The organism is Novosphingobium sp. KACC 22771 (assembly GCF_028736195.1).
In the GTDB taxonomy this organism is placed as follows: Bacteria; Pseudomonadota; Alphaproteobacteria; order Sphingomonadales; family Sphingomonadaceae; genus Novosphingobium.
The window spans coordinates 941,655-966,803 of the sequence record NZ_CP117882.1; the positions used below are offsets into that span (position 1 = coordinate 941,655).

Here is a 25,149-nt window from a genome sequence, read left to right on the forward strand (position 1 = left end):
ACCGCATACGCGGCAGCTTATCGAGCGTCAGCCAAAGCGGTCGATCGTATCAAGCAAGGTCGACCGCAGGCGATGCACGATCCGTTGAAAGCTGGCCTCATCACCAAGCGCGCGTGCCAGAACGATGGCCCCCTGTATGCCGGAAACCGCCTCTTCAGCGAGATCCAAGGCCATCTCCGGAGGCACCTTCCCCGCTTCGAGACATTGGGCCAGGGCCGAAATCCAGCGTGCAAAGTAATCCTTCACCTTGATCGCGAAGGTCTCGCCCGAAGAGTTCAGCCCGAGGCACCCCACCACACATACTCTTCTTCCGGAGCGGAAATAGGCGGTCACGTCGTCAAACATCGCCGTAACCGCTGCTGCCGGATCAGACCCATGCTCCAACGGCGAGAAAATCGCTTTGGCGAACCAGCCGTCGATATTCTCAAGGACCGCCGCCATCATCTCCTCCTTGCCGCCGGGGAAGAAGTTGTAGAGGCTGCCTTTGCCAAGACCGGTGGCTTTGGACAGGGTGGCCAGGGTCGCGCCCTCGAACCCGTGTTCGCGGAAGGCTTCTGCCAGCGCCGGAATGGCACTCTCGCGGTCGGTAAGGGCGCGTTTTACTTTCACAGGCCGAGGTCGCTCAGCGAAGCATGGTCATCGGGACGGCGGCCCAGCGGCCAGTGGAACATGCGATCCGCTTCCTTGATCGGCATTTCGTTGATGCTTGCGTGGCGGTTGGACATCAGACCATCTTCGGCAAATTGCCAGTTTTCATTTCCGTAGGCCCGGTACCACTGACCGGCATCATCACGATACTCATAGGCATAGCGCACCGCAATACGGTTGCCGGTAAAGGCCCAGAGTTCCTTGATAAGCCGGTACTCGTGTTCCTTGTTCCACTTGCGCTCGAGGAAGGCCTGCGCCTCCTGGCGGTTGGTCGCGAATTCGACCCGGTTACGCCAGCGGGTGTCGGGCGTGTAGGCCAGAGCTACCTTGGCCGCATCGCGGGTGTTCCAGCCATCTTCGGCCAGACGCACCTTCTCGACGGCGCTATCGTGGGTGAACGGGGGCAGCGGGGGACGGGACATGCTATTTCCTTTCGAGATGGGAATGGTCTTGGCAAGTGCCGGGGCCGCAAGGGCGGCAGCAGGTAGGGCAGCTATGAAGGTACGGCGGTTCATGGAATTCCCCTGCGGGGTTGCTCGCCTGTACCTATCGGTATAATGATTTACCGATAGGTACAAGTTGTTTTTGAGGCGGCAAATCAACGTCTCGGTTCAGTCCAAAAACAATGTCGCAATCTCAGTGGTTTATCGTGAAATCGCATGGCGCGGCATTGTGCCGGAGTGGCAAAACGCATTCAGCGACTCGCACCTCGGAGGAAACGGGGAGATAGTCTCAATCCGAACTTCGTCATCGAAACAGGCTCGGTGATAACCCTCATCGAACTTTTACGGCCCAGCTCGTTGGTGACAGTTCTCCCCCATGCCGTCGCATTTGAAAGGGACAACCTGCGCCTTCGACGGCACCTGCCTGCGATCTAAGCAACCAACGGTGGTCTTGCCCCACGTTACGGCGCCCTGTCTGGCTATGGTCTCGCGCGTTCGCCAAAGGCGCTCTATTTTTTCGCACGACTTATGGCAATAACAGCAATAGACGGCAACGCCGCAAGCGATTAGCCCGATGCCGCGCCGCACAGGGAGGCGCCATACAAACCATCGGGATCTGCATAACATGCGCCGCATCGGGGCAAACCATTTCGGACGCACGGGCCTGATAGCCAGCCTGTTGGCGCTGGCGGCCACAGGCGTGCTGCATTCCGCGCAAACCCCTTCGGCGCCGCCCCATCTGGCGCTCGCTTTCAACAACGCCTTCAACGACAAGGCCGCGCTGTCGATGGTCGAGGATTACTGCGCCTCGTGCCACAACGATATTGACGAGGCCGGGTCGCTCTCTTTCGATGATCTGCGTGGGGATGACATACCGCAAGGCAAACGTGCCGAGATCTGGGAAGCTATCCTGCGCAAAGTGTCGCAGGATGAAATGCCGCCCCATACCAAGCGCCAACCATCGCCCGAGATGCGCGCCGCCTTTGTGCGCTGGGTGGCGGCGGGGCGCGATGCCTTTGCCGCGGCTCATCCTGATCCGGGCCGGGCCACGCTGCGGCGGCTCAACCGGGTGGAATATGCAGCGGCGGTGCGTGACCTGCTGGCGCTCAATGTCGATGTCTCGCGCGAATTGCCGCAGGACAATTCCGGCTATGGTTTCGACAATATCGCCGATGTTCTGTCTGTCTCGCCCACGCTGGTCGAACGCTATGTGGCGGTGGGCACAAAAGTGGCGCGATTGGCCACCGGGATCGACCGCCCGCGCACCTCGGTGGCCAGCTATATCGTGCCCAAGGACGGCTCGATCATGAATTCGGGCCGCCCGGCCTATAATGAAAGGATGAGCGAGGATCTGCCGCCCGCCTCGCGCGGGGGCGGGATCATGGATTTCTATGCGCGGGCGGCGGGCGATTATGATGTGGTGGGCTGGCTCAACGCCAACACCAACAATGAAAGCGACCGTCTGCCCCAGGACCGGGTGAGCGCGCGGGTGCGGCTGGGGGCGGGGGCGCACCGGATCGGCATGGCCTTCCGCCGCGATGTGGCGCCCGATGAAAGTGTCCAGTTCCTGCGCAACAATCTGGATGAAGTGCCGCTACCGGTGAACAAGCCGGTGATGCTGCCGCTGGATGTCCTCGTGGACGGGCGGCGCGCGGCCACGCTGATGGTGCCCTCCTATCGGCTTTCGGACCGTTATGCGCAGCAGAATTTTCCGCGCGATGTAATGGAAATCGACGTGGCCGGTCCCACCGCCATCACCGGGCCGCAGGACACGCCCAGCCGCCGCCGCATCTTTGCCTGCCGCCCGGGCAAGGCGGCGCAGGAAGAGGGCTGCGCAAGGCAAATTCTGGGGACGCTGGCCCGGCGTGCCTATCGCCGCGCAATCACCCCGGCTGATCTTTCGCCTCTGCTGCACGCCTATCACGATGAACGCGCCGCGAGCGGCCAGTTCGAGCGCGGGATTGAGGCGGGCGTGGCGGCACTGCTGGTCTCGCCCCATTTCCTGTTTCAGGCCGAGAGCGATCCGGCGGGGGGTGCCCCCGGCACCATCCATCCCGTGACGGACCGCGATCTGGCCACGCGCCTCTCGCTGTTCCTTTGGAGCAGCCTGCCCGATGAAACACTGCTGCGTCTGGCCGAAACGCATCAGTTGCACCGGCCGGAGGTTCTGGCCGCGCAGGCGATGCGGATGCTGGATGATCCGCGCGCCAAGGCGTTGACGCAACACTTTGCGGGCCAGTGGCTCTATCTGCGCAATCTGGATCAGCAGCGCCCCGATACCGATGTCTTCCCCCAATTCGACACCCGGCTGCGCGGCGCGATGGCGGCGGAAACCGAACTGTTCTTTGCCCATCTGGTCAAAACCAACGGCAGCCTGCTCGACTTCCTCTCCAGCGATTACACCTTCCTTAACCAGCGCCTGGCCGAACATTACGGCATTCCCGGCGTGCGCGGCACCGCCATGCGCAAGGTGGCGCTCGATCCGCGCTGGGGCCGGGGCGGATTGCTGGGGCAGGCCAGTATCCTGACCGTCACCTCTTATGGCAACCACACCAGCGTGGTGAAGCGTGGCAAATGGGTGCTGGAAAACCTGCTTTCCTCGCCTCCGCCCCCGCCGCCGCCCGATGTGCCCGCGCTGAAAACCACCCATGACGGCAAAATGCTTTCCGCGCGCGAGCAACTGGAACTGCACCGCGCCGATCCGGCCTGCGCGGCATGCCATGTGCGGATGGACCCGATCGGTTTTGCCATGGAAAACTATGATGCCATCGGCGCGCGCCGCACGATGGATGCGGGACAGGTGATCGATGCGGGCGCCACGCTGCCTGACGGCACGCGGTTTGTGGGCCTGCCGGGGCTGCGCAACATCCTGTTGGCGCGCAAGGATCAGTTTACCCAGGCCTTCACCGAAAAACTGATGACCTATGCGCTGGGGCGCGGGATCATCGCGGGCGACCGGCCCCAGATCCGCGCCATCGCCCGCATGGCCGCAGCCGACAATTTCCGCATCCGCACCGTCATTCGCGGCATTGTTCTGTCCGATGCCTTCCGCCTGCGCAAAGTGCCCGCCGCGGCCGCGCAGATGACCTTGAACACCACCACCTTGAACCCCGCCACCTTGAACCCAAACGGGGGGAGCCTTCGCCCATGATGATCCCGCGCCCCAACCTTTCCCGCCGCACCCTGTTGCGCGGGGCAGGCGCCGCCATGGCCCTGCCCTTTCTGGAGGCGATGGCGCCGTCGGCCAAGGCCGCCGACCGTATGGCCCGACCGCGCCGCCTGTTCGTGTTCTATACGCCCAACGGCATGATGATGGACCAGTTCCGCCCCGCCGCAACGGGGATGGATTATGCACTGACACCCACCCTTGGCCCGTTGGAAAAATTCAAAAGCCGGATGAGCGTGATCACCGGCCTTGGCCATCCGCAGGCCGCCGCGATGGGCGATCTTTCGGCGGGCCACGGGCGCTCGTGCCCGGCTTTCCTGACCGGCACCCATGTCCGCCAGACCGAGGGCACCGATATCCGCTGCGCGATCTCGATGGATCAGGCCTATGCGCGCCATCTGGGCGATGCCACGGCCCTGCCCTCGATCGAGGCGGGGATCGACCAGCCCAGCCTGCTGGGCAGTTGCGACATCGGCTACAGCTGCGCCTATACCAACGGGCTTTCGTGGATGAGCCCGACGGTGCCCCTGCCGGTGGCGGCCAATCCGGCCGAGATTTTCGAGCGGATGTTTGGCGATGGCGATGCGGCGGATGCCGCCGCGCAGGCCGCAAGGTTGCGCCGTCAGGCCAGCCTGCTCGATTTCGTGCGCGAGGATGCGGCAAGGCTGAACCGGCAATTGGGCATGGAGGACCGGCGCAAGCTGGACGAATATCTGACCGCCACACGCGACATCGAACGCCGCATCCAGCGCGCCGCCAACACCCCGATGGCCCAAGCCGGGATCGAGCGTCCGGCGGGGATTCCCGACAGTTTTGACGAACATGTGCGCCTGATGCTGGATCTTCAGGTGATGGCGATGCAGGCCGACATCACGCGCGTCGCCACCTTTATGGCCGGGCGCGAGATCAGCAACCGCACCTATCCCGAAATCGGGGTGCCTGATTCCCACCACATGCTCAGCCATCACGGACAGATGGCGGAGAAGAAGGTGAAACTGGCGCAGATCAATCGCTATCACATGACCTATTTTGCCTATCTGCTGGAAAAGATGGCGGCGGCGCGCGATGGCGATGCCAGCCTGCTCGACACCAGTTTTGTGTTGCGCGGATCGGCCTTTGGCGATTCCAACGATCATGATTTCATGGACCTGCCCATCGTGGTCGCGGGCGGATTGGTGCGCCATGTCGGCCATACGCGGGTGGAAAAGGGCACGACGATGTCGAACCTGCTGCTGACCGGGCTTCAGGCGGTGGGGATGCCCATCGAAAAGTTTGGCGACAGCACCGGCGCGCTCAAGGAGTTGGCCCTTGCGTAAGGTTTGGCTGCTGGCCGCCCTCGCGGCCGCGCCGGTTCAGGCGCAGGACTTGGCCGACGCGATCCGTCTGGGCGACGAGCGGGGGGTAGCGGCCTCGCTGGCACAGGCCAATCGCCCTCTGGCCTATGGCGAAACCCCGCTGATGCTGGCCGTGTCGCATCAGGATCGCGCGGCGGTCAGCGCGCTGATCCGGGCCGGGGCGAAGGTCAATGCCGTGGATCAGGATGGCGTGAGCGCATTATGGCTGGCCTGCGAAATGGGCGATGCGGGCATGATCGGAGCGCTGCTGGATGCCGGGGCCGATCCGCGACGCGCACGCAGCGATGGCGCCACGCCCCTGCATCTGTGCGCCCGTTTCGCGCCTGCCTCGGTGGTGGAGCGGATGGCCCATGGATCGGTCGATCTGCGCGATGCGCGGGGGCAAACGCCTTTGATGTGGGCGGCATACTCCGGTCGGGCAGAGGCGGTTTCGGCTCTGCTCCGGGCCGGGGCTTCGGCAAGATTGGTGTCGCAGGGTGGCTTTACCCCTCTGCTCTTTGCGGTGAAATCGGGGGATGTTGCGGCGGTCTCGGCCTTGTTGGCGGCGGGGGCCGATGCGGCCGTGCGCGGGCCGGAAAGCACCAGCGCGGCGCAACTGGCCGCCTATCAGGGGCGCTGGGAAGTGCTGCGCCTGTTGATCGAACGCGGCGGCGTCGATCTGAACGAGCGCGACCGCGAAGGCTGGCAATTGCTGCACCGGGCCGCCGCCGGGGGCGATGTGGGCCTGATCCGCCTGCTGATCGCGCGGGGCGCAGCCGTGGAGGGGCTTTCCGGCCCCTCGCGCATCACATGGGTGACAGAGGCCAATTTCGGTGTGGCGCCGCCGCCGGTGCCGCCCAAAGTGCCGCTGCTCATGGCCGCCGAGGCAGGTCAGGCCGAGGCGATGAAAGCGCTGATTGCGGCAGGGGCCAAAGCGGATTTCGTGGCGCAGGATGGCGAAAACCTGTTGATCGCGGCAGCGCGCAGCCGGACACTGACGGCGCTGGATGCCGCACTGGCCGCCCTGCCACGGCCCGATATGACCGATGCCAAAGGAAACGGCGCGCTGCATGTGCTGGCGGGCAGCAGGCCTGCGGCGGACCTGGCCGCGATGTTCATGGCGATGGCGCGGGCCGGGGCGCGGCCTGATCTGGCCAATGCGCGCGGGGCCACGCCCGCCAAAATCGCGGCCGGTGCGCAGACCGAAGTGCGCAACGCTTTCTTCGCCGCCTTTCCTCAGGCGCAGGCGGGGCAGGCTTCTCCGGCGACATAAAGCGGGAAAAGCCTGATGCGCCTCGCGCGGCCTTCTGCTTTCGCGTGAATGCGGTTCAGGAACTCATACCGTCCTGATTGTACCGCCATCGATCACGAATTCAGCGCCGTGGATTGCCCCGGCGCGATCCGAGGCCAGATAGGCAATGAGATCCGCGACTTCGGAAGGCTCCGCGCCGCGTCCGATCGGAATGCCGCCAAGCGCATCCAGGACGGACTGCCTCGCCTGCTCGATCGTGCCGCCATTCGCCTCCTGCAAGCGTTCGAGAAAATGCACCGCCGATCCGGTCATGATCCAGCCCGGCGATACGACATTGACCCGCACGCCCTTCGGTCCCAGCTCCTTGGAGAGCGATTTGCTGTAGGTCCTGAGCGCGGCCTTGGCCGCAGCATAGGCCGTGGTCGAATCCGGCAGCGGCAGGACCGACTGAATGGAGGTGACATGCACCACCGCGCCCGAGCCCTGTTCGATCATCGCCGGGACCAGCAGCCGATCAAGGCGAACAGTCGCCAGCAGGTTGAGGTTGAGCTCCGAAAGCCAGAGCTCGTCGGTAAGGGCGACGAAACCGCCTCCCGGCGCGGATGACCCGCCGATAAGGTGAGCAACGATGTCGATGCCACCGAACCGGTCAAGCGCCGCATCCGCCAGCGCCTGACTGCCTGCTGCGGTCGTCAGGTCAGCATGGACGAACTCGACGCCCTCGATTGGTTCGGGCGCTGCGCGCGCGGCGGTGATGACCCGGGCGCCTCCCGCAAGGAACCGGTCCACCGTAGCGCGGCCCGCCCCCTTGGTGCCACCGCTGACGAGAACGCGCTTTCCCGCGAATTCGGTCGGATCAATCCTGATCGTCACAGCGTGACCTCCAACGTCCTGATCTCATCCGCCTGAAGCGTGAAACGATAGGTGAAGCGAAGCGGGCTGCCGGGGAAGTTGCCATGGGCTGGGCCTTCCACGACGATCTGGCCGTTCTCGTTGCGGATCGTATCGGGCGTGAAGATGGCCTTCACGGCGATGACCTCCTCCTCGAACAGTTTGCGGATCTGGTTGTGGCCTTCAAAGCGCTTTCCGTTGTCCAGAAAGACTGCATCGGCAGCGAATGGTTTGAGCATGGCGTCGGCATCCAGCCGCGCGTTGGCCGCGACATAATCGGCGATGGGTTTGTGTGGTTCAATTGACATGACTCGGCTCCTTGCGATGGCAAGGGGAATGTAGCGTCAAGCGATACTTGTGATAATCGGGCCAAACCGGCATGTAACGTTGCGAAAGGCGGGATAATGTCCAAGCATGGTCTGATCGAGTTTGATGCCGTCCTCGCCATAGCGCGGCGAGGGTCCTTTCGCGCGGCGGCCCTTGAGCTGGGGCTTTCAACCACCGCGTTGAGCCATGCCATCGCCAAGCTGGAAGGACAGCTTGGCGTCCGTCTGTTCAATCGCACAACCCGCAGCGTGTCCCTCACCGATGCCGGTCGGGATTTCGTCGAACAGGTGGGGCCTGCCTTGCGCACACTGCACGACGCGATGGGAGCCGCCCGATCACAGCAGGAGACGCCCTCCGGAACGCTGCGGATCAATGCTTTTGCCACGGGCGCGCGGGAGATCCTCGGCCCGCTGCTGTTGAAATTCCTGCGAGAACATCCCAAGGTTCATATCGATCTTGTCACCGAAGGACGGATCGTGGACATTGTCGCCGAGGGGTTCGATCTTGGCTTGCGGACCGCAAACCTTGTGCCGACAGACATGATTGCCCTCCCCGTCGGACCGGCGCGCAGCTTTGCGGTGGTGGCATCGCCAGACTATTTCAAGGCCAACGACAAACCGCGCAATCCTTCGGACCTGCTTGGCCACGCATGCATTCGCATCCGGCTGCCCAATGGTGCGCTTCATCGCTGGCACTTCGAGAAGAACGGCCAGCCCGTTCTGATCGACGTTGCCGGCCCCATAACTCTGGATGAGGCGAGCCTGTCGCGCATCGCCGTCCTTGATCATGTCGGCATCGGCTATTTCATGGAGGCCGATGTCCGCGACGACATCCGGGCAGGCCGTTTGATCCGGGTCCTCGAGGACTGGACGCCGCCGCTCGCGCCCTTGTGCCTTTATTATCCCACCAGACGAAATCCATCCGCCGCCTTCAAAGCCCTGATTGAAATGGCGCGACAATTCGCTGGATAACTCTTTGGCTTAACATCTGGCCGGTGCTGGATGAGACCCTCCGCCAGCAGCTTTGCGGCATTTTGCAGCCCTTGTCGCCGCTGCTTCCATTGGTTGCCGCTCCCGATCCGCTATCCAAGAGGTGATCATAAGCCCACCGCAACGTTCAGGCAAACCCCACCAACTTCTTCATGAAGGGCAGCAAATCGGCACATTCACCGGCACGCCAGCCCCGCTCCATGATCTGTCACAGGCTCGCGGGCTGCTGCTGGCTCCGCCCGATCGTCGCGTATCGGCTTTCAGGCGGAGGTAAAGGTCAAAATCCCGGACAATTAGCGCAGCATGCCCATCAGCGTGGGCGCATCGACCGTGAATTTCAATCCGAAGACCAAGGCATTGCCGATGTCGCGGGGTCGGAAAGGGGCGCCGGTCTGGTCCGGGTTGACAATATATTGGATATTGGGCGAAATCCGCATGGCGGCGTTCAATTGCGCGCCATAGGCCAATTCCATCATATACTGGTGACGGCGGATATTGCCATCGCCGCCGCCCGCCATCCGCGCCGCGCGCATCCGTTCGACGGCCAGATCGCTGAATTGCTGATCATTGATCAAGAAGCCCAGCGTGTCGGCATCCCGCCCCTTGAACGTACCCGTCTGCAACAGGCCCAGCTCAAGGTAATGGCTTTCCTCAACCCGCCCCGACAGATTGGCCATCGCCACGCCAAACAGAGTCAACCCCCGCTTGGAACGCGGATCAGGGCGAGTCAGCATCTGGTCAAAGCGGAAATAGAGGCCCGAACGGCCATGGAGCGTTGCCGGACTGCGCCCGGTCAGGATCGCAATCCCGCCATTGGCATCGCGCAGCGGATCGGCATAATCCCCCCGGTCGAACCAGCCGCCAAGGATATAATGACCCGGCAGGCGCGTCTTGCCCGCATCGTCGGCATAGCCCGCCTCCCACGGCACGACGACGCCGGTGGCATTGCGCGTGGAAAAGCTGAAGCCATTGTCATCGGCCTGCTTGCGGTCGGGGTTCACCTCATAGGCCCCGACATGCAAGAACCATTGCGGCGTGAAATTGGCGCGCGCATGGATCATCCAGCTTGAGGCGGGAAAGTAGGTGAAATTGCTGTTTTTGAACACGAAAGTCGGGTTGCCGCAGGCCGAATTGGTCTGGAAATTGCAATAAAGCGGCGAGTTGAGGAAATGGATATTGGCCTGACTGCGCCCCGCCTCGATATCCAATCGGCCGTCAAGCAGCTTCTGCTCCCATGTCAGGATCGCCAGATGGGTGTTCTGCGTGCCCCACACCTCCTGAACCGAGGTGTTGTTGCCGATGGCGATGCCCGACAGGCTCTTGCCATGGCGGTTGGTGACGGCGAAATGCACGGTGCCGCCGCCGATCCCGGCAATCCGGTCCATGTCGAAATCCGCGCCCATATAGACCTGCCCGGTATAGGCGCTGGCCCGGCGCAGGCCGCCGCTGACATTGCCCGCCGCCTCGCCGGTATAGTTGAGCGCGAGGGTGATGCCCTCATCGGCCAGCGGCTGGAAGGGTTTGACCGGCGTTTCCTGCGCCTGCGCCAGAGATGCGGGCGCCAAAGACAAGGAGAGGGCGATGACGCCTGCGGTGCAGGCGCCCTTGAGCATTGTGCGATACATGGAATGATCCTTGCGCGCCCGATTCCGGGCGCAGGTCAGAGTTGGTCCGTCAGGCTGATTCAGGCGACCGTTTCAGCAGGCCCACCAGCAAAGCCGTCACCGCCGTCCCGGCGACGATCGCCAGCGCATAGGCGGCCAGATGCGTCACGGCTCCCGGAATGGGCAGCACGAAAATGCCGCCATGGGGAACCTTGAGTTCCACCCCGAAGGCCATCGAGATCGCCCCAGCCACCGCCGAACCGGCCATCAGCGAAGGGATGATGCGAAACGGATCGCGCGCGGCAAAGGGGATCGCGCCCTCGGTGATAAAGGCCAGACCCAGCACGCCCGCCGCGCCGCCCGCCTCGCGCTCTTCGGCGCTGAAACGGTTGCGGAACAGGAATGTGGCCAGCGCGATACCCAGCGGCGGCACCATGCCCGCCGCCATGGTCGCGGCCATCGGCGTATAGACCTGGCTGGAAACCAGACCGACCGAGAAGGCATAGCCCGCCTTATTAACCGGGCCGCCCATGTCAAAGGCCGACATCGCGCCAAGGATCACGCCGAGCAGGATCGCGCTCGACCCTTGCATCGAGCGCAGCCATTCGGTGAGAAAGGCCAGCGCAGCGGCCACCGGCGCGCCCACGGCATAGATCATCACCAGACCCGTCAGAAGCGAGCCGAGCAGGGGCAGGATCAAAACCGGCTTCAACCCAGACAGATTTTTGGGAAGGCGGATCAGGCGGTTAAGCCCATCCACCCCATAGCCCGCAATAAACCCCGCCGCAATCCCGCCCAGAAAGCCCGCCCCCAGACTCGACGCGATCATCCCGCCGATCATGCCCGGCGCAATGCCGGGACGGTCGGCCACAGAATAGGCGATATAGCCCGCCAGGGCCGGCACCATCAAGGCAAAACCCGCTTTGGCGCCGATTTCGAACAGCGCGTGAGCCAGCGTCCCGGCGGCGGCATCGTCATTGGCATGTATCCCGCCCAGCGCGAATGCCAGCGCGATGAGCAGGCCCCCCGCCACCACAAAGGGCAGCATGAAGGATACGCCGGTCATCAGGTGCTTGTAAGGCCCGGCGCGTTCTTTTGCGGCGACAGGTGCGGCGCTCGACGCCTCGCCGCCCTGCACCTGCGCCTCGGCCAGAGCGCGTTCGATCAGCGCCGCGCCGCCGGTGATCGCGGGCTTGGTGTTGCTGACAAACACGCGCTTGCCCGCAAACCGGCCACGATCCACCTCGCGGTCGGCAGCGATCAGGACAACCTCGGCCTGCTCGATTTCCTCGGCGGTCAAAGGGTTGCCCGCGCCCACCGAACCCTGCGTCTCGATGCGGATGGGATAGTTCAACTGGCGCGCGCCCTCGGCCAGCCCCTCGGCGGCCATGAACGTATGGGCGATGCCGGTCGGGCAAGAGGTGATGGCCACGATCGAGGGCCGGGCGGCGGGCGCATCAGGAACGCCAATGGCGCCCTGCGGATCGGAGAGGACAGCATCAAGGCTCAGATGCCTGTCGGCCCGCGCAGCCAGAGGATCATCCGCGCCGCCCACAAACAGCAGCGCATGGTCATCGCCCAAGGCATCAATGGCAGGCGCTTCAGCGGGGTTGCGGTCGCTGCGCAGCGCCACCTCAATGGGGCGACCCTGCGTGCGCGCGGCCTTGCGCAGCGCCTCGGCGGCCAGCAGGGCCTGCACATCGCGGCCCCCGGCATCGATCACGGCAAAGAGCTTTCTCATGGAATCCTCATCCCTTTTTAATTCATCAGGCCATGGTCAGCGCGGAGATCGAAACCTCCTGCGCCAAGGCCCGCACGGCATTCAGTTCCGGCAGATTTGGCCCCGCCATGCCCAGCTTGCCCACCGCAAAGCCCGTGGCGAGCCGCGCCAGAGGTTCAAGCGACAGACCATCGGCCAATGCGGCGGCAAGGCCCGCGACCATCGCATCGCCCGCGCCCACCGTGCTGGCCACGCCATCCAGCGCAAGATGGGCGCAAACCGCGCCTTCTGCTGAAACGAACAGCGCGCCTTCTTCGCCCATCGAGATCACCACCAGTTCGACGCCCCGGCGGCAAAGCTCCTCCGCCACAGCCAGGAGGCCCGCCCGGTCCATCGCCGCCCGCCCGGTCCATGCGGCCAATTCGCTGCGGTTGGGCTTGATGACATGGGGCAGGACGGCGGCGTCGAGCGCATGTTTGAGCGGCACGCCACTGGTGTCGAGCAGCACGCGGCAACCGCTTTCGCGCAGTTGCGCCACCATCACGCCATAGATATCAGGCGGACAACCGGGCGGCAGGCTGCCCGAAAGCGCCACGAGATCGCCCGCGCGCACCGACGCGATCAACCGGCTGATCGCCTTGGCCACCAGGGCTTCATCGACCGCCATGCCGTCGAGGTTGATGTCGGTCGTCCCGCCATCGTCGACCAGTTTGAGATTGACGCGGGTGGAGCCGGCCACGCGGATGAAGCTATCGGCGATGCCTTTATCGGCAAACAGCGCATCGAACGGGGCGGCATTGTCGCCCCCCAGCAATCCATGGACCATCACATCCGCGCCCCAGTCAGCAAGGCAACTGGCGACATTGACGCCCTTACCCCCCGCATTCTGGCGGACGGCGCGCGCGCGGTGAACTTCGCCGGGGATCAGCCGGTCGAGCATGATCGTTTCGTCAATCGCGGGGTTGAACGTCACGGTGTGAATGCGCATCATGCGGCCTCCCCGTCCAGAGCGCGCACTTGAGCGGCGCCTTCCATCTCCAGCGCGCGCCGCGCCAGAGCCTCCAGCGACGCCTTGTCGGCGGCGCGAATGCGGGCCTTGACGGCGGGAATGTCGCGCGGCGTCATTGAGAGTTCGGAGACGCCCAGCCCCACCAGCAGCGCCGCACCAAACGGATCGCCCGCAAGGCCGCCGCACACGCCCACCCAGCGCCCATGCGCCCTGGCCCCTTCCACCGTCATCGCGATCAGGCGCAAAACGGCGGGATGCATACTGTCGGCCTCGCTGGCCAGATCGGGGTTTTGCCGGTCAATGGCCAGCGCATATTGCGTCAAGTCATTGGTGCCGATCGAAAAGAAGTCTGCATGGGCGGCCAGCGCCTTGGCCTGAACGGCGGCGGCGGGCACCTCGATCATGATGCCGATGGGCACCACCGGCGCGTCCAACTCTACCCGGATGGCCTCGCAGCGTTCGCGCAGGCGGATCAATTCCCATGCCGACGTGATCATCGGGAACATGATCGACAGATCGCCCCCCGCCTTTGCCGCGCGATAAAGCGCCCGCAATTGCGGCTCAAGCAGATCAGGCCGCCGCAGCAGCAGCCGCGCCCCGCGCACACCAAGGAACGGGTTTTCCTCGCGCGGCAGGTCAAGATGCGGCACCTGCTTGTCGCCGCCGATGTCGAGCGCGCGCACGATCAGCGGACGCGGCCCAAGCGCCTCGATCATGGCGCGATAGATCGCCTCCTGTTCATCTTCTCCGGGGCTTTCACCGCGTTCGAGAAAGAGGAATTCGGTGCGCATCAGGCCCACGCCCTCGCCGCCCTGCACCAGCGCGAATTCGACCTGATCGGGGCGGTTCACATTGGCGGCGACGGCAATTTCATGGCCATCGGTGGTGATGGCGGGGCGGCTGCGCTCGGCGGCCTCGGCGGCGCGCTTTTCGGCGATATCGGCCATCCACTGACGCGCCGATGCCAGATCCTGCGGCGTGGGGTCGAGCCAGACCCGCCCGCTGTCGCCATCGACGATCACGCAGGCGCCCGGCTCGAGCCCCAACAGGTCCGCCCCGCCCGCCACGATCGAGGGCAAACCAAGCGTACGCGCCAGAATGGCGCTGTGCGAGGTCGGCCCGCCCAGCGCCGTGGCCACGCCCGCCACCCGCGCGGTGTCAAGCGTGGCTGTGTCGGAAGGCGAAAGATCGGAAGCGATCAGCACGCAGGGTTCATCGGGCAGGTCAGCCAGTGATCCGGCCGCCAGCGAAGGGTCCATCGTGGACAGCACGCGGCGGCCCACATCATGCAGATCCGCCGCCCGCGCCGCCAGCACCGGATTGCCCAGCGCCGACAATTGCCCCGCAATTCGTCCCACGGCCTGATCCCAAGCCCAGGCCACGCCATGCCCTTCGACCATCAACTGACAGGTCAGCGTGATAAGATCGGTATCGTCGAGCAGGTCAGCCTGCGCCTTGAAAATCGCCGCCTCGCCCGCGCCGAGGCGGCGTGTGGTGTCGTCGATCAGCACTTTCATCTGCGCCCGCGTGCGGGTCAGCGCATCCTCCAGCGCCGCGCCGCCCGCCACCAGATCGACCGGTTCATCGGGCACAACCAGTTCGGCGGGAGCAAGGATATGCACGCGGCCAATGGCAAGGCCGGGGCTGGCCGGAACGCCCGCGATGGCTTTGGCCTCGCCGGCCGGTTTCCATCCGCGCACCGGGGCGCTGGCCTTGGCGGCGGCGCGGGCGGCATCCTCCTTTTCGCGGCCCGTCAGGCGGCGGATGGCCTTGACGAAAGTGTCCAGCGCATCGCGCTGGTCGGCCGAGATGACGATGGTGTCGCCCGCCTTCAGCCCAAGTTGGAGCAGGGAGACGAGGCTGCGCGGATCGGCGGTTTCCGCGCCGTGGCGGATCCGCAGGCGGGCCGAAAGCCCCTTGGCCGCCTCGCCCCATGCCGAGGCGGGGCGTGCGTGCAGGCCCGACGGGTAATCAACCGTCCAGCGCTCCACCTCGGCGTAATCTTCGGCCGGGACGATATCGGCGGCGGGCGCGCCATCCTCATGCAGAGCGCGGGCGATGGCCGCTGCGTCATCGGTGGCGATCAGATGGGCGATCCGCGCCTCATCCTGAATAAGCCGGGTCAGGCGGCGCAGGATGGCGATGTGGCTGTCCGAATTGGCGGCAATGCCCACCACCAGATGCGCGATCTGGCCGGGATTCCATTCCACGCCCTCGCGCAGTTGCAGGATGGCGATGCCGTCATGGCGCACCAGCCCCTTGTCCTCGCCAAGGCCGTGGGGAATGGCCACGCCCGCGCCAAGAAAGGTGTTGGCCACCGCCTCGCGGCGAACCATGCTGTCCTCATAGCCGGGCGCGACGCAACCGGCGGCCACCAGCAACTGGCCGACCTGCCGGATGGCATCCTCCTTGTCGGCGGCCGAGGCGGCGATGCGCACCAGTTCGGGCGATCCGGATTGGGCTCCGGATTGGGCAATGCGCGGCATGGTGGCGGAAGGTGCGGGCATGTTCAGAATCTCTCCACGTTCTGTCCTTGATCATAGAAAACGTTTTCTCACCACTTTTGTCAAGAGCCCTTGCATTTTGAACAAGATTGACGGCATGATGCAGGGCAGGAGAGGCCATCAGGCCGTTTGACATGTGAGAACGTTTTCTGATGTCGGTTGAAAGCAAACCCGTTGGAATCAAGGATGTTGCCAAAGTCGCCAATGTCTCGCCCGCCACGGTCTCGCGGGTGCTGAGCGGGCGGGCGGTTGATCCGGCGATGCAGGAGCGGGTGCAGGCCGCCGTCATCGCCACCGGCTACCGCCCGAATCTGGCTGCGCGCCGTTTGCGTTCGCAACACACCAACACCATTGGCCTCATCCTCGCCGACATTCGCAACCCCTTCTTCACCGCCGTTTCACGCACGATCGAGAGCGTTGCGGCCGCGCGCGGGCTGCGCGTCATCCTGTGCAACACCGATGAGGATCCGGCCAAGGAAGCCATGTATCTTGACCTGATGCGGCAGGAGCGCGTGACCGGCATCATCCTTGCACCAACGCGCCAGAGGGTGGCGCGCGCGGGCGATCTGGCGATGGATTGCCCGGTGGTGCTGATCGACCGCGCCATTCCCGGCGCGCGCGAGGATTGCGTGCTGCTCGACAATGAGGCAATGGCGGGCCTGCTGCTCGACCATCTCTTTGATCAGGGCCACCGCCGCATCGCAGGCCTGTTCGGCGCCAGCAGCAGCACTGGCATCGAGCGGCGCAACGGTTTCGAACGCGCCGCTGCCCGCCTTGGCATCGCGGTTGAAACACTGGCCGTTCCCCATGCGCCGGGCGAGGCGGAAAAGGCGGCCATTGCACTGCTTTCCCGGCCCGACCGCCCCGATGCGCTGATGGCCAGCAATGGTGTCATGCTGATCTCGGTGCTGCGCGCGTTGCGCTCGCTTGATCTTGCGGTGCCGCGCGACATCGCGCTGGCCGGGTTTGACAACAGCGACTGGATGGAGTTGATCGGCAACGGACTGACCGTGATCGAGCAGCCCGTGGAGGAAATCGGGCGGACGGCAATGACCATGCTGCTCGACCGGCTGGATCACCCCGATGCCGCGATGCGCAAGACCGTTCTTTCCGGCAAACTTATCGAGCGCGGGTCCAGCGCGCGCCATTTAACCACAGGAAGCTGAGATGCCCACCAAGCCCCCCATTGGCCGCGATACACAGCTTTGCATGTCGCTATCGGGCCGCCCCGGCAATGCCGGATCGCGGCTGCATAACCGGCTCTATGAAATTCTGGGTCTGGATTATGTCTATAAATCCTTTTCCACCCGTGATCTGCCTGCGGCCATCGGCGGCATTCGCGCACTGGGCATTCGCGGCTGCGCGATCTCGATGCCGTTCAAGGAGGATGTCATCCCCCTGCTCGACACCATCGAGCCATCGGCCGCGGCCATCGACAGCGTCAACACGATCGTCAATGACGATGGCGTCTTGAGCGGGCACAACACCGATTACACCGCCGTGCGCGATCTGGTGGCGGCGCGGGGGCTTGATCCGGCCATGCCCTTCCTGCTGCGCGGCAGCGGGGGCATGGCCAAGGCGGTGGCCGCCGCGCTGCGCGACGGCGGCTTTGCCCATGGCACGATCATCGCCCGCAATGCGCAGGCAGGCCAAGCGCTGGCCGCGCAATATGGCTATGGCTGGCGGGCCGACCTGCCCGAAAGCGGCGCGGCTCTGCTGGTCAATGTCACCCCGCTGGGCATGGAGGGGGCCGATGCAGAGGCGCTGGCCTATCCGCTCAATTTCATCGCCGATTGCCAGGTGGCCTTTGATGTCGTGGCCCAGCCGGCACGCACGCCCTTCATCCGCGCCGCAGACGATGCGGGCAAAACCATTATCTCCGGGGCCGAGGTGATCGTGCTTCAGGCGGTGGAGCAATTTGTGCTCTATACCGGCATCCGGCCCGATGCGGCGGCCATCGCCGACGCCGCCGGCTTTGCCCATGGCCCGCAAGTGGGCGCACTGATGAGCGCGATGGCGCAGCGAAAGGAACAGTAATGGCAGCCGATCACGTTCAACCCATCACCCTCTCCCGCTTTCTGATCGAACAGCAGCGGCGGCCCGATCACCCCTGCCCGGCGGAATTGCGCCTATTGATCGAAACGGTGGCACGCGCCTGCAAAGCGGTGGGGCACGCCATTTCCCGAGGCGCGCTGGGCGATGTGCTGGGCGCGCTGGGCAGCGAGAATGTGCAGGGCGAGGTGCAGAAGAAGCTGGACGTGATCGCCAATGACCTCCTGCTCGATGCCAATGAATGGGGCGGGCATCTGGCCGCCATGGCGTCGGAGGAGATGGAGACGATTCACCGCATCCCCAACCGCTATCCCAAGGGCGAATATCTGCTGTTGTTCGATCCGATTGACGGGTCGAGCAACATTGACGTCGATCTTTCCGTCGGCACGATCTTTTCCGTCCTGCGCGCGCCCGAGGGCTGCGCCGGGCGGGATGTCACCGAACAGGATTTCCTCCAGCCCGGCCGCGAACAGGTGGCCGCGGGCTATGCGCTTTACGGGCCGCAGACGCTGCTGGTGCTGACCATCGGCACGGGGGTCTATGAATTCATGCTCGACCGCGAGGTGGGGTCATGGCGGATGACCGACGGGCCGATGCAGATCCCGGCGGGCAACAAGGAATTTGCCATCAACATGGCGCGCCGCCGCCAATGGTCACCCGCCGTCGCGCGCTATGTCGAGGAACGCATTCTGGGCGCCGAGGGTCCGTGCGGGGTGGATTACAACATGCGCTGGACCGCCTCGATGGTGGCCGATGTGCATCGCATATTGAAGCGCGGCGGGGTGTTCCTCTATCCGTCCGACCACCGCACCACCGGCAAGGCGCGCCTGCGCCTGCTCTATGAAGCCAATCCGATGAGCTTCCTGATCGAACAGGCCGGCGGCAGCGCCAGCGATGGCGAGGGGCCGATCATGGATGTGGTGCCGACCGGCCTGCATCAACGCGTCGGCGTGATGATGGGCGATGCCGATGAGGTCAAAGCCATCACCGGCTAGGCATCATGCCACCGCTTCGCGGCGCTCCATGGTCTCGGCATTGGCCAGTTTTTCAACCAAACGGTTGAACAGGGTCACGCCGCGATCATGGGCCGTGGGCATCACGTCCTGCGGCGGCGTGGTGTCGATCACGCGCTGCTGCGCCTCGATCATGGTCTTGTCCTCGGCAAAGGCCATGCCTGCAATGCCCATCATGTGGTCGCGCATGGCTTCGTCGCCGAATTTGCGATGCGGGCCCCATGAAAAGAAATAGCGCGATGTTCTGTCGGTCAGCGGGGTGACGGCCTGACTGGTGAAATTGAGGCCCGCAAGGGCCTCTTCCATGCGCGGCGCGGCATGGTTCAGCCGCCGCGCGGTGCCCGCCGGATAATTCGCGCTCCACATCAGCAGCACGCCGGGCAGCAGGAAATCATAGCTGGACCATGCGTCAATCGGCACATCGGATTTGCGATTGCTGGAGCCATGGGTATTTTCCAGCCAGCGCTCCACCCGCACGCCGCGCGCCAGTGGGGTGACTTTGGGCTGGGATGCAGCGAACTCGGGCCCCGCGCCGAAGCTGGCGGCGTGGACATAGGTCAGGTGGCTAAAATCCAGCAGATTGTCGTTGATGAGCCGCGCCTCGGCCTGATAATCGAGGAAGCCACAGCCCAGAATATAATCGGGATCATCAAGCCCCACCGCAGGCGGGATCAGCGCCGGGTCCGCCGCTTGCGCATCGCCCATCCACACCCAGATCCAGCTGTGGCGCACCACCACCGGATAGGCACGCACGCGGGCGCGGGCCGGGATCAGATCCTGACCGGGAATGTCGGCCACCTTGCCCCCGGCATCAAACAGCAGGCCGTGATACATGCAGCGCAAATGCTCGCCCTCGCACCGGCCCAGTGAGAGCGGCGCAAAACGGTGGACGCATTTGTCCTCCAGCGCATGGACCGCGCCGGAGGCCGAGCGCCATATGACGATGCGATCCCCAAGGATAGTCAGGGCGAAGGGCTTTTCAGGGGCAAGATCCTGCTCCCATCCGGCGACATACCAGGCATTGCGAACATAGGTCATGGCGGCCTCTTGGCTATTCTCTCCTCCCGCCAGCTTGACTTAACACTGTTAAGTGGTCAACAAAAACCTATGGCCCGCACGCCCCCCGCCCTGCTTGACCGCGACCGATTGCTGGCCGCCGCCTTTGCCCAGTTGGAAGAGGATGGGCTGGACGGCCTGAGCATGCGCCGCCTTGCCGCACGTGTAGGGGTGCAGGCCCCGGCGCTCTACTGGCATTTCAGCGACAAGGCCGAACTGCTCGGCCTGATGGCGCGCGAGATATACAACGCCGCCCATGCCGCCGTGCCGCAGGTGGAGGATTGGCAGACGTGGCTGGGCCAATTTGGCCGCGCCCTGCGGCGCAGTTTCGCCGCAAGGCGCGATGGCGCCCGGCTTTGCGCCGCGGCGAGCCCGGCGCCCTCGGGAGACCCCGCCCGCCATGCCGAAACCATTGCCGCGCCTCTTGTCGCGCTCGGTCTGGACGCCACCCGCGCCCTGTCCTGTCAGGCGGTGGTGATATCCTTCACGCTGGGCTGGGAATCGTTTGAGGCCAATGGCCCGATGCGCGAATTCCTGCGCCAGATGATGGATTTTGACGCCACATTCGAAACCGGCCTTGATGCGCTGGTACGGGGGCTGGGCTAGAGCTTGCGGCGCGCGGCGATGCGAAAGCGCGCCATCATGTCGCGAAAGGTCATCCCGGCGTCGATCTGGGTATAGACCCGCATCGGCCTCGCCCCCGGCCTTTCGGCATAGGCGCCATTGTCCAGCAGGCGGGGCGTGGGCATGACCACATGGCGCGACGATGTGGTTTCCGGCTGAAACGGCGGCAACAACGCGGTCAGCGTCACCAGCGGACTGTCGCCCAGCACGTAGACGTCCGAGGCGGGCAGCACCGGCGCACCGGGAATTTTCGCCAGCATATCGGGGAGCGCGTCGATCCTGGCCTTGAGATAGGCGCCAAGCGGACCGGTCGCCGCCAATTCCTCCAGTTCGGCATTGGAAAACACCATCTGGCGATAGACATCGGAGGGCACTTGCCAGATTTCGATATCGGATTCGTTGAAGATCACCTGCGCGGCCACGGGGTCGATCGAGAAATTGAACTCGTTCTTGTCCGCCGCTGCGCCCGGATTGCCCAAACCATCGTGTGGCGCGCCGCCAATCCAGACCAGCTTGATCCGCCGCCCGATCCTCGGCTCGCTCAACCATGCCAGCGCCAGATCGGTCAGCCCCGCGCCTGCGGCATAGATGAGCGGGCCTTTGGCATCCTCGCGCATCGCCTCGCGCACGATGGCCGCGCTGGCCTCGCCCGGTTTCCACGACGCGCGCGCGGCAATCGGCGCTTCGGCCCCGGCGACAATGGAATAGGCCTTTTCCAGCCCCATGATCGAGAGCATTTCCCGCGCGCGGTCCGCGGCATCGCGCGCTGCGTGTCCGCCGGAAAAGCCGCCCGGCAAATGCGATCCAATAATCAGCGGGATAGAGACAGCGCGGCACAGAACATGATGCGCCAGTTGGAACATCCCGTCGGGATCACCGGCAAAATCATTGTCCAGAATGACCCGCGCCAGCATCGGCTGCGCAGCCCCCAAGGCGCCGCCACCCGCCAGAGCGGCGCCACCAGCCACAGCGGCCAAAGTCGAGACGGCAAATGTCCTGCGATCCATCGCCAATGGCACGATATCTTCCCCCGTGTTTTTGTCTTGCCCGATTATTCCGGCTGCACGCTTTCTAGCCGATTGCGAGATCATGTAAAATAAGCGTTTTTGAGCCATCCATAGAGAATGATTATGCATCTCCAGCCAGTGGTCGCGGCTCGAATCTTTGCCTTTGTGTCTTGCCGGTTTAACTCTTATCCTGAACTTTCGCATCGCCCATGCGGCCTCCTTGGCGCGCCGCAAAACAGGGAGAGCCTGAGGATGACCCATGTTCTGAGAGCCGCCAGCGAGAGCGATCTGTCGGCGATCTATGAAATGGCCAAGAGCACCGGCGGGGGCTTTACCAATCTGCCCGCCGACCGGCCCAAACTGGCCAACAAGCTGGAAATTGCCGCCGCTTCCTTTGCGCGGCCCACCGATACGCTCGCCGATGACCGCTATATGTTTGTGCTGGAAAACACCCAGACCGGCAAGGTGCGCGGCACATGCCAGATCTTTTCCTGCATCGGCGCGGATCGGCCCCATTACAGCTATCGCATCGACGCCTTCACCCATTACAGCAGCGAGTTTGGCCGCGCCATGCGCTGCGAAATGTTGACCATGGTAACCGATCATAATGGCAGCAGCGAGGTGGGCGGCCTGTTTCTGCACCCCAGCGAGCGATCCGCCGGGGCCGGTTCGCTGCTGGCGCGCAGCCGCTATCTGTTCATGGCCACCCATCGTCCGCGCTTTGCCGACCGCACGCTGGCCGAATTGCGCGGGGTGATCGATGATTTCGGCATATCGCCCTTTTGGGACGGGGTGACGGGCCGCTTCTTCGGCATGTCTTTCCGCGAGGCAGACGAGTTCAAGGCGCTGCACGGCGCGCAATTCATCGCCGATCTCATGCCCAAACATCCGATCTATACCGCCATGATGCCCGAAAGCGCGATTGCCGTGATGGGCGTTGCCCACCCTTCGGGCCGGGCGGCGCAGCGGATGCTGGAAAAAGAAGGCTTTGCCTATCGCAACTATATCGACGTGTTCGACGGCGGACCCACCATGGTCTGCGCCACCGATGATATTGCCACCATCCGCTATGCAAGGCAGGACACACTGGTCGCCATTGCCGCCAATGACGGGGCGCAAAGCCTGATCGCGCGCGGCAGGCTGGGCAGTTTTCGCGCCGCATTTGGCCGGGTGGCGATGGCCGATGGCGGCATCATCCTCGACCCCGCCGCCGCCGAGGCCATCCGCGCCACGCCGGGCGAAAGGCTCACCCATATCCCCCATTGATCCGAAAAGGATGCAGGCCATGCGCGAGGTGAATTTCGACGGACTGGTCGGCCCCAGTCACAATTATGCGGGGCTCTCGCTGGGCAATATCGCCTCGGCCACGCATGCCGGGGCCGCGTCCAGCCCGCGCGAGGCCGCCTTGCAAGGGCTGGACAAAATGCGGCGGATGATGGCGCTGGGCTTTGCGCAAGGCCTGCTGCTGCCCCATGACCGGCCCCATGCGGGCTGGCTGCGGCAATTGGGCTTTGGCGGCGATGACATGTCCGTCTGCCGCGCCGCGTATGATGTGCAGCCCGCTCTCCTGCGCAACGCTTTTTCCGCCTCTTCCATGTGGACCGCCAATGCCGCCACCGTCTCGCCACGGCCCGACACCGAGGACGGGCGCAGCCATATCTCGGTCGCCAACCTGTCCTCCATGCCCCATCGCAGCATCGAGGCCGCGCAGACCGGGCGGCAATTGCGCCTGCTGTTTGCCGCCCTGCCGGGGGTTGCGGTGCATGACCCCCTGCCCGCCTGCTTTGGCGATGAGGGCGCGGCCAACCACATGCGCCTGTGCCTCCGCCACGGCGGCCCGGGGCTGGAAATTTTTGTCCATGGCGCGGGGCCGGTAAACGGCTTTCCCGCGCGCCAGCATATCGGGGCATCGCAGGCGCTGATCCGCCGCCACGCTCTGGCGCCCGAACGCGCCATCCTCGCGCGCCAGAGCGATGCCGCCATTGCCGCGGGGGCCTTTCACAATGATGTGGTGGCCGTGGCCAATGAAACCGTGCTTTTCGCCCATGAACAGGCCTTTGCCGAGCCAGGGACCCTGTATGCGCGCATTCGCCAGATCCTGCCCGAGGCGCAGATCATTGAGGTGCCCGCCGCCCTTGTCTCGCTTGATGAGGCCATCCGCTCCTATCTGTTCAACTCGCAACTGGTGACGCTGGACGATGGGGGCATGCTGCTGCTCTTGCCCGATGAGGCGCGCGAGGTCCCCTCGGTGGCGCGCTGGCTGGCGGCGATGGTGGAGAGCAACGGGCCGATCCGCCGGGTGGAATTCATGCCGCTGCGCGAATCCATGCGCAATGGCGGCGGCCCGGCCTGCCTGCGACTGCGCGTTGTGCTGGATGAGGGCGAGGTGGCCGCGCTCGATCAGCGCTTTATGCTCAACCCGGCCAAATGCGACGCGCTGGCCGCGCTGATTGCGCAATATTGGCCCGAACGGATTGCGCCCGAGGATATCGGCAATCCCGATCTTTGGCGCCAATGCTGGAGCGCGCGGGCCGCCCTGCTCGATATGCTGGGCTTTGCGCCGGGGGAATTGTGATGATGGCTCCCCGTCCCGATCAGCCCTTCATTCGCATGGCGCGCATGACCGATCTGGACGCGCTCTATGCGCTGGCTGGCCTGTCGGGCGGGGGCATGACCAATCTGCCGCAGGACCGTAAGGCGCTGGGGGAGCGTCTGGCATGGAGCGAACGCTCGATTGCGGCCGACATCACCGCGCCGCAGGATGAATTCTACATGCTGGTGCTGGAGGATGGCGCGGGCCGCGTGATCGGCACGGCCAGCATCTTTTCCCGCGTCGGCGCGCAATGGCCGTTCTACAGCTATAAGGTCGCCCGCGTCACCCATGTCTCGCGCGGGCTGGACCGGATGTTTTCCACGCATGTCCTGCATCTGGTCAATGATTTCGACGGGGCGAGCGAGGTGGCAGGCCTGCTGCTGCATCCCGACGCCCGCGCCCACGGGCTGGGCGCGATGCTGGCGCGCAGCCGCTTCCTCTTCATCGCCCAGCACCGCGCGCGTTTCGGCGATCAGGTGGTGGCCGAATTGCGCGGCTGGATGGATGGGCGCACCAGCCCCTTTTGGGATGCCGTGGCCGGACCGTTCTTTGGCGGCGACATGCTGGAGGCGGACCTGTTCAACGCGATGCACGGCAACCAGTTCATCGCCGATCTGATGCCGCGCTATCCGATCTACACCTCGATGCTGCCCGCCCCGGCGCGCGAAGCCATCGGGCGCCCGCATGAAGGTTCGGCCCCGGCCTATCGCCTGCTGCTGGCCGAGGATTTCCTTGATGATGGCTATTGCGACATTTTCGATGCCGGCCCCACCGTTCATGCCCGCACCGACCACATTCGCACCATCCGCGAATGCGAACTGATCGACCCGGAGATGCCCCTGCGCGCCACGAAAGACCCGCGCCGCCTGTTCGCGGCAGGCCTTTTGCGCGATTTCCGCGTGTGGAAGGAGGACTGA

Annotated in this window: 21 protein-coding genes; 11 read left to right on the forward strand and 10 right to left on the reverse strand. The window is 64.6% G+C overall.

The features are described 5' to 3' along the window. Positions 1-27: 27 nt before the first annotated feature. Both PQ467_RS21090 and PQ467_RS21095 read right to left on the reverse strand, forming a co-directional pair. Positions 28-609 (reverse strand): TetR/AcrR family transcriptional regulator, encoded by a 582-nt coding sequence (locus PQ467_RS21090; protein WP_274176438.1) that lies wholly within the window; start codon positions 607-609, stop codon positions 28-30. Further along, a complete protein-coding gene (locus PQ467_RS21095; protein ID WP_274177276.1) occupies positions 606-1,070 on the reverse strand; it encodes a nuclear transport factor 2 family protein in 465 nt (154 codons plus the stop codon). The genes PQ467_RS21090 and PQ467_RS21095 overlap by 4 nt, the downstream gene beginning before the upstream one ends. A gap of 646 nt (positions 1,071-1,716) precedes the next feature. Between PQ467_RS21095 and PQ467_RS21100 the strand changes: the two genes are divergently transcribed. Genes PQ467_RS21100 through PQ467_RS21110 form a run of 3 tightly spaced genes read left to right on the forward strand, consistent with a single transcriptional unit; the run spans position 1,717 to position 6,864 of the window. Then, complete coding sequence (locus PQ467_RS21100) at positions 1,717-4,242, forward strand: DUF1592 domain-containing protein (RefSeq protein ID WP_274176439.1); 2,526 nt, start codon at positions 1,717-1,719, stop codon at positions 4,240-4,242. After that, a complete protein-coding gene (locus PQ467_RS21105; RefSeq protein WP_274176440.1) occupies positions 4,239-5,573 on the forward strand; it encodes a DUF1552 domain-containing protein in 1,335 nt (444 codons plus the stop codon). Before PQ467_RS21100 ends, PQ467_RS21105 begins: the two co-directional genes overlap by 4 nt. Beyond that, positions 5,566-6,864: an ankyrin repeat domain-containing protein gene (locus tag PQ467_RS21110; RefSeq protein WP_274176442.1), complete on the forward strand. Its 1,299-nt coding sequence runs from the start codon at positions 5,566-5,568 to the stop codon at positions 6,862-6,864. The genes PQ467_RS21105 and PQ467_RS21110 overlap by 8 nt, the downstream gene beginning before the upstream one ends. 63 nt (positions 6,865-6,927) lie before the next feature. Here the strand turns inward: PQ467_RS21110 and PQ467_RS21115 are convergent, their stop codons facing one another. Both PQ467_RS21115 and PQ467_RS21120 read right to left on the reverse strand, forming a co-directional pair. Then, positions 6,928-7,716: an SDR family oxidoreductase gene (locus PQ467_RS21115; protein ID WP_274176443.1), complete on the reverse strand. Its 789-nt coding sequence runs from the start codon at positions 7,714-7,716 to the stop codon at positions 6,928-6,930. Continuing rightward, on the reverse strand, positions 7,713-8,042 hold the full coding sequence (locus PQ467_RS21120; RefSeq protein ID WP_274176444.1) for a nuclear transport factor 2 family protein: 330 nt from the start codon (positions 8,040-8,042) through the stop codon (positions 7,713-7,715). The genes PQ467_RS21115 and PQ467_RS21120 overlap by 4 nt, the downstream gene beginning before the upstream one ends. A 96-nt stretch (positions 8,043-8,138) precedes the next feature. Between PQ467_RS21120 and PQ467_RS21125 the strand changes: the two genes are divergently transcribed. Continuing rightward, positions 8,139-9,032, forward strand: coding sequence for a LysR family transcriptional regulator (locus tag PQ467_RS21125; protein WP_274176445.1), 894 nt, complete (start codon positions 8,139-8,141; stop codon positions 9,030-9,032). A gap of 311 nt (positions 9,033-9,343) precedes the next feature. On the opposite strand, the gene PQ467_RS21130 is transcribed toward PQ467_RS21125, so the two are convergent. From PQ467_RS21130 to ptsP, 4 genes are read right to left on the reverse strand one after another with little or no spacing between them, the layout of a single operon-like run. Then, positions 9,344-10,675 carry a carbohydrate porin gene (locus PQ467_RS21130; RefSeq protein WP_274176446.1) on the reverse strand — a complete coding sequence of 444 codons (1,332 nt, stop codon included), beginning with the start codon at positions 10,673-10,675 and terminating at the stop codon, positions 9,344-9,346. A gap of 49 nt (positions 10,676-10,724) precedes the next feature. Further along, a complete protein-coding gene (locus PQ467_RS21135; protein ID WP_274176447.1) occupies positions 10,725-12,395 on the reverse strand; it encodes a PTS fructose transporter subunit IIC in 1,671 nt (556 codons plus the stop codon). Positions 12,396-12,420: 25 nt separating this feature from the next. Then, positions 12,421-13,362, reverse strand: a complete 942-nt coding sequence (gene pfkB / locus PQ467_RS21140) for a 1-phosphofructokinase (RefSeq protein ID WP_274177277.1) — start codon at positions 13,360-13,362, stop codon at positions 12,421-12,423. Beyond that, entirely contained in the window at positions 13,362-15,869 is a 2,508-nt protein-coding gene (gene ptsP, locus PQ467_RS21145) for a phosphoenolpyruvate--protein phosphotransferase (protein ID WP_274177278.1), read from the reverse strand. Before ptsP ends, pfkB begins: the two co-directional genes overlap by 1 nt. Positions 15,870-16,039: 170 nt before the next feature. On the opposite strand from ptsP, the gene PQ467_RS21150 reads away from it, so the two are divergent. From PQ467_RS21150 to PQ467_RS21160, 3 genes are read left to right on the forward strand one after another with little or no spacing between them, the layout of a single operon-like run. Further along, entirely contained in the window at positions 16,040-17,053 is a 1,014-nt protein-coding gene (locus PQ467_RS21150; RefSeq protein ID WP_274176448.1) for a LacI family DNA-binding transcriptional regulator, read from the forward strand. Between the two features lies 1 nt (position 17,054). After that, the gene (locus PQ467_RS21155) at positions 17,055-17,924 is read left to right on the forward strand and encodes a shikimate 5-dehydrogenase (protein ID WP_274176449.1); all 870 of its coding nucleotides are present in this window, start codon (positions 17,055-17,057) and stop codon (positions 17,922-17,924) included. Continuing rightward, entirely contained in the window at positions 17,924-18,934 is a 1,011-nt protein-coding gene (locus tag PQ467_RS21160) for a class 1 fructose-bisphosphatase (protein WP_274176450.1), read from the forward strand. The genes PQ467_RS21155 and PQ467_RS21160 overlap by 1 nt, the downstream gene beginning before the upstream one ends. 3 nt (positions 18,935-18,937) lie before the next feature. On the opposite strand, the gene PQ467_RS21165 is transcribed toward PQ467_RS21160, so the two are convergent. Further along, the gene (locus PQ467_RS21165; RefSeq protein WP_274176451.1) at positions 18,938-19,990 is read right to left on the reverse strand and encodes an aromatic ring-hydroxylating dioxygenase subunit alpha; all 1,053 of its coding nucleotides are present in this window, start codon (positions 19,988-19,990) and stop codon (positions 18,938-18,940) included. 69 nt (positions 19,991-20,059) lie between these two features. On the opposite strand from PQ467_RS21165, the gene PQ467_RS21170 reads away from it, so the two are divergent. After that, the gene (locus PQ467_RS21170; protein WP_274176452.1) at positions 20,060-20,614 is read left to right on the forward strand and encodes a TetR family transcriptional regulator; all 555 of its coding nucleotides are present in this window, start codon (positions 20,060-20,062) and stop codon (positions 20,612-20,614) included. Here the strand turns inward: PQ467_RS21170 and PQ467_RS21175 are convergent. Further along, the gene (locus tag PQ467_RS21175) at positions 20,611-21,651 is read right to left on the reverse strand and encodes a nucleoside hydrolase (RefSeq protein WP_274176453.1); all 1,041 of its coding nucleotides are present in this window, start codon (positions 21,649-21,651) and stop codon (positions 20,611-20,613) included. The genes PQ467_RS21170 and PQ467_RS21175 overlap by 4 nt on opposite strands. 240 nt (positions 21,652-21,891) lie before the next feature. Between PQ467_RS21175 and PQ467_RS21180 the strand changes: the two genes are divergently transcribed. The 3 genes from PQ467_RS21180 to PQ467_RS21190 are packed head-to-tail and all read left to right on the forward strand — an operon-like array spanning position 21,892 to position 25,149. Further along, positions 21,892-22,905 (forward strand): arginine N-succinyltransferase, encoded by a 1,014-nt coding sequence (locus tag PQ467_RS21180; RefSeq protein WP_274176454.1) that lies wholly within the window; start codon positions 21,892-21,894, stop codon positions 22,903-22,905. A gap of 19 nt (positions 22,906-22,924) precedes the next feature. Then, the gene (locus PQ467_RS21185) at positions 22,925-24,214 is read left to right on the forward strand and encodes an N-succinylarginine dihydrolase (RefSeq protein WP_274176455.1); all 1,290 of its coding nucleotides are present in this window, start codon (positions 22,925-22,927) and stop codon (positions 24,212-24,214) included. Beyond that, positions 24,214-25,149 (forward strand): arginine N-succinyltransferase, encoded by a 936-nt coding sequence (locus PQ467_RS21190; RefSeq protein ID WP_274176456.1) that lies wholly within the window; start codon positions 24,214-24,216, stop codon positions 25,147-25,149. The genes PQ467_RS21185 and PQ467_RS21190 overlap by 1 nt, the downstream gene beginning before the upstream one ends.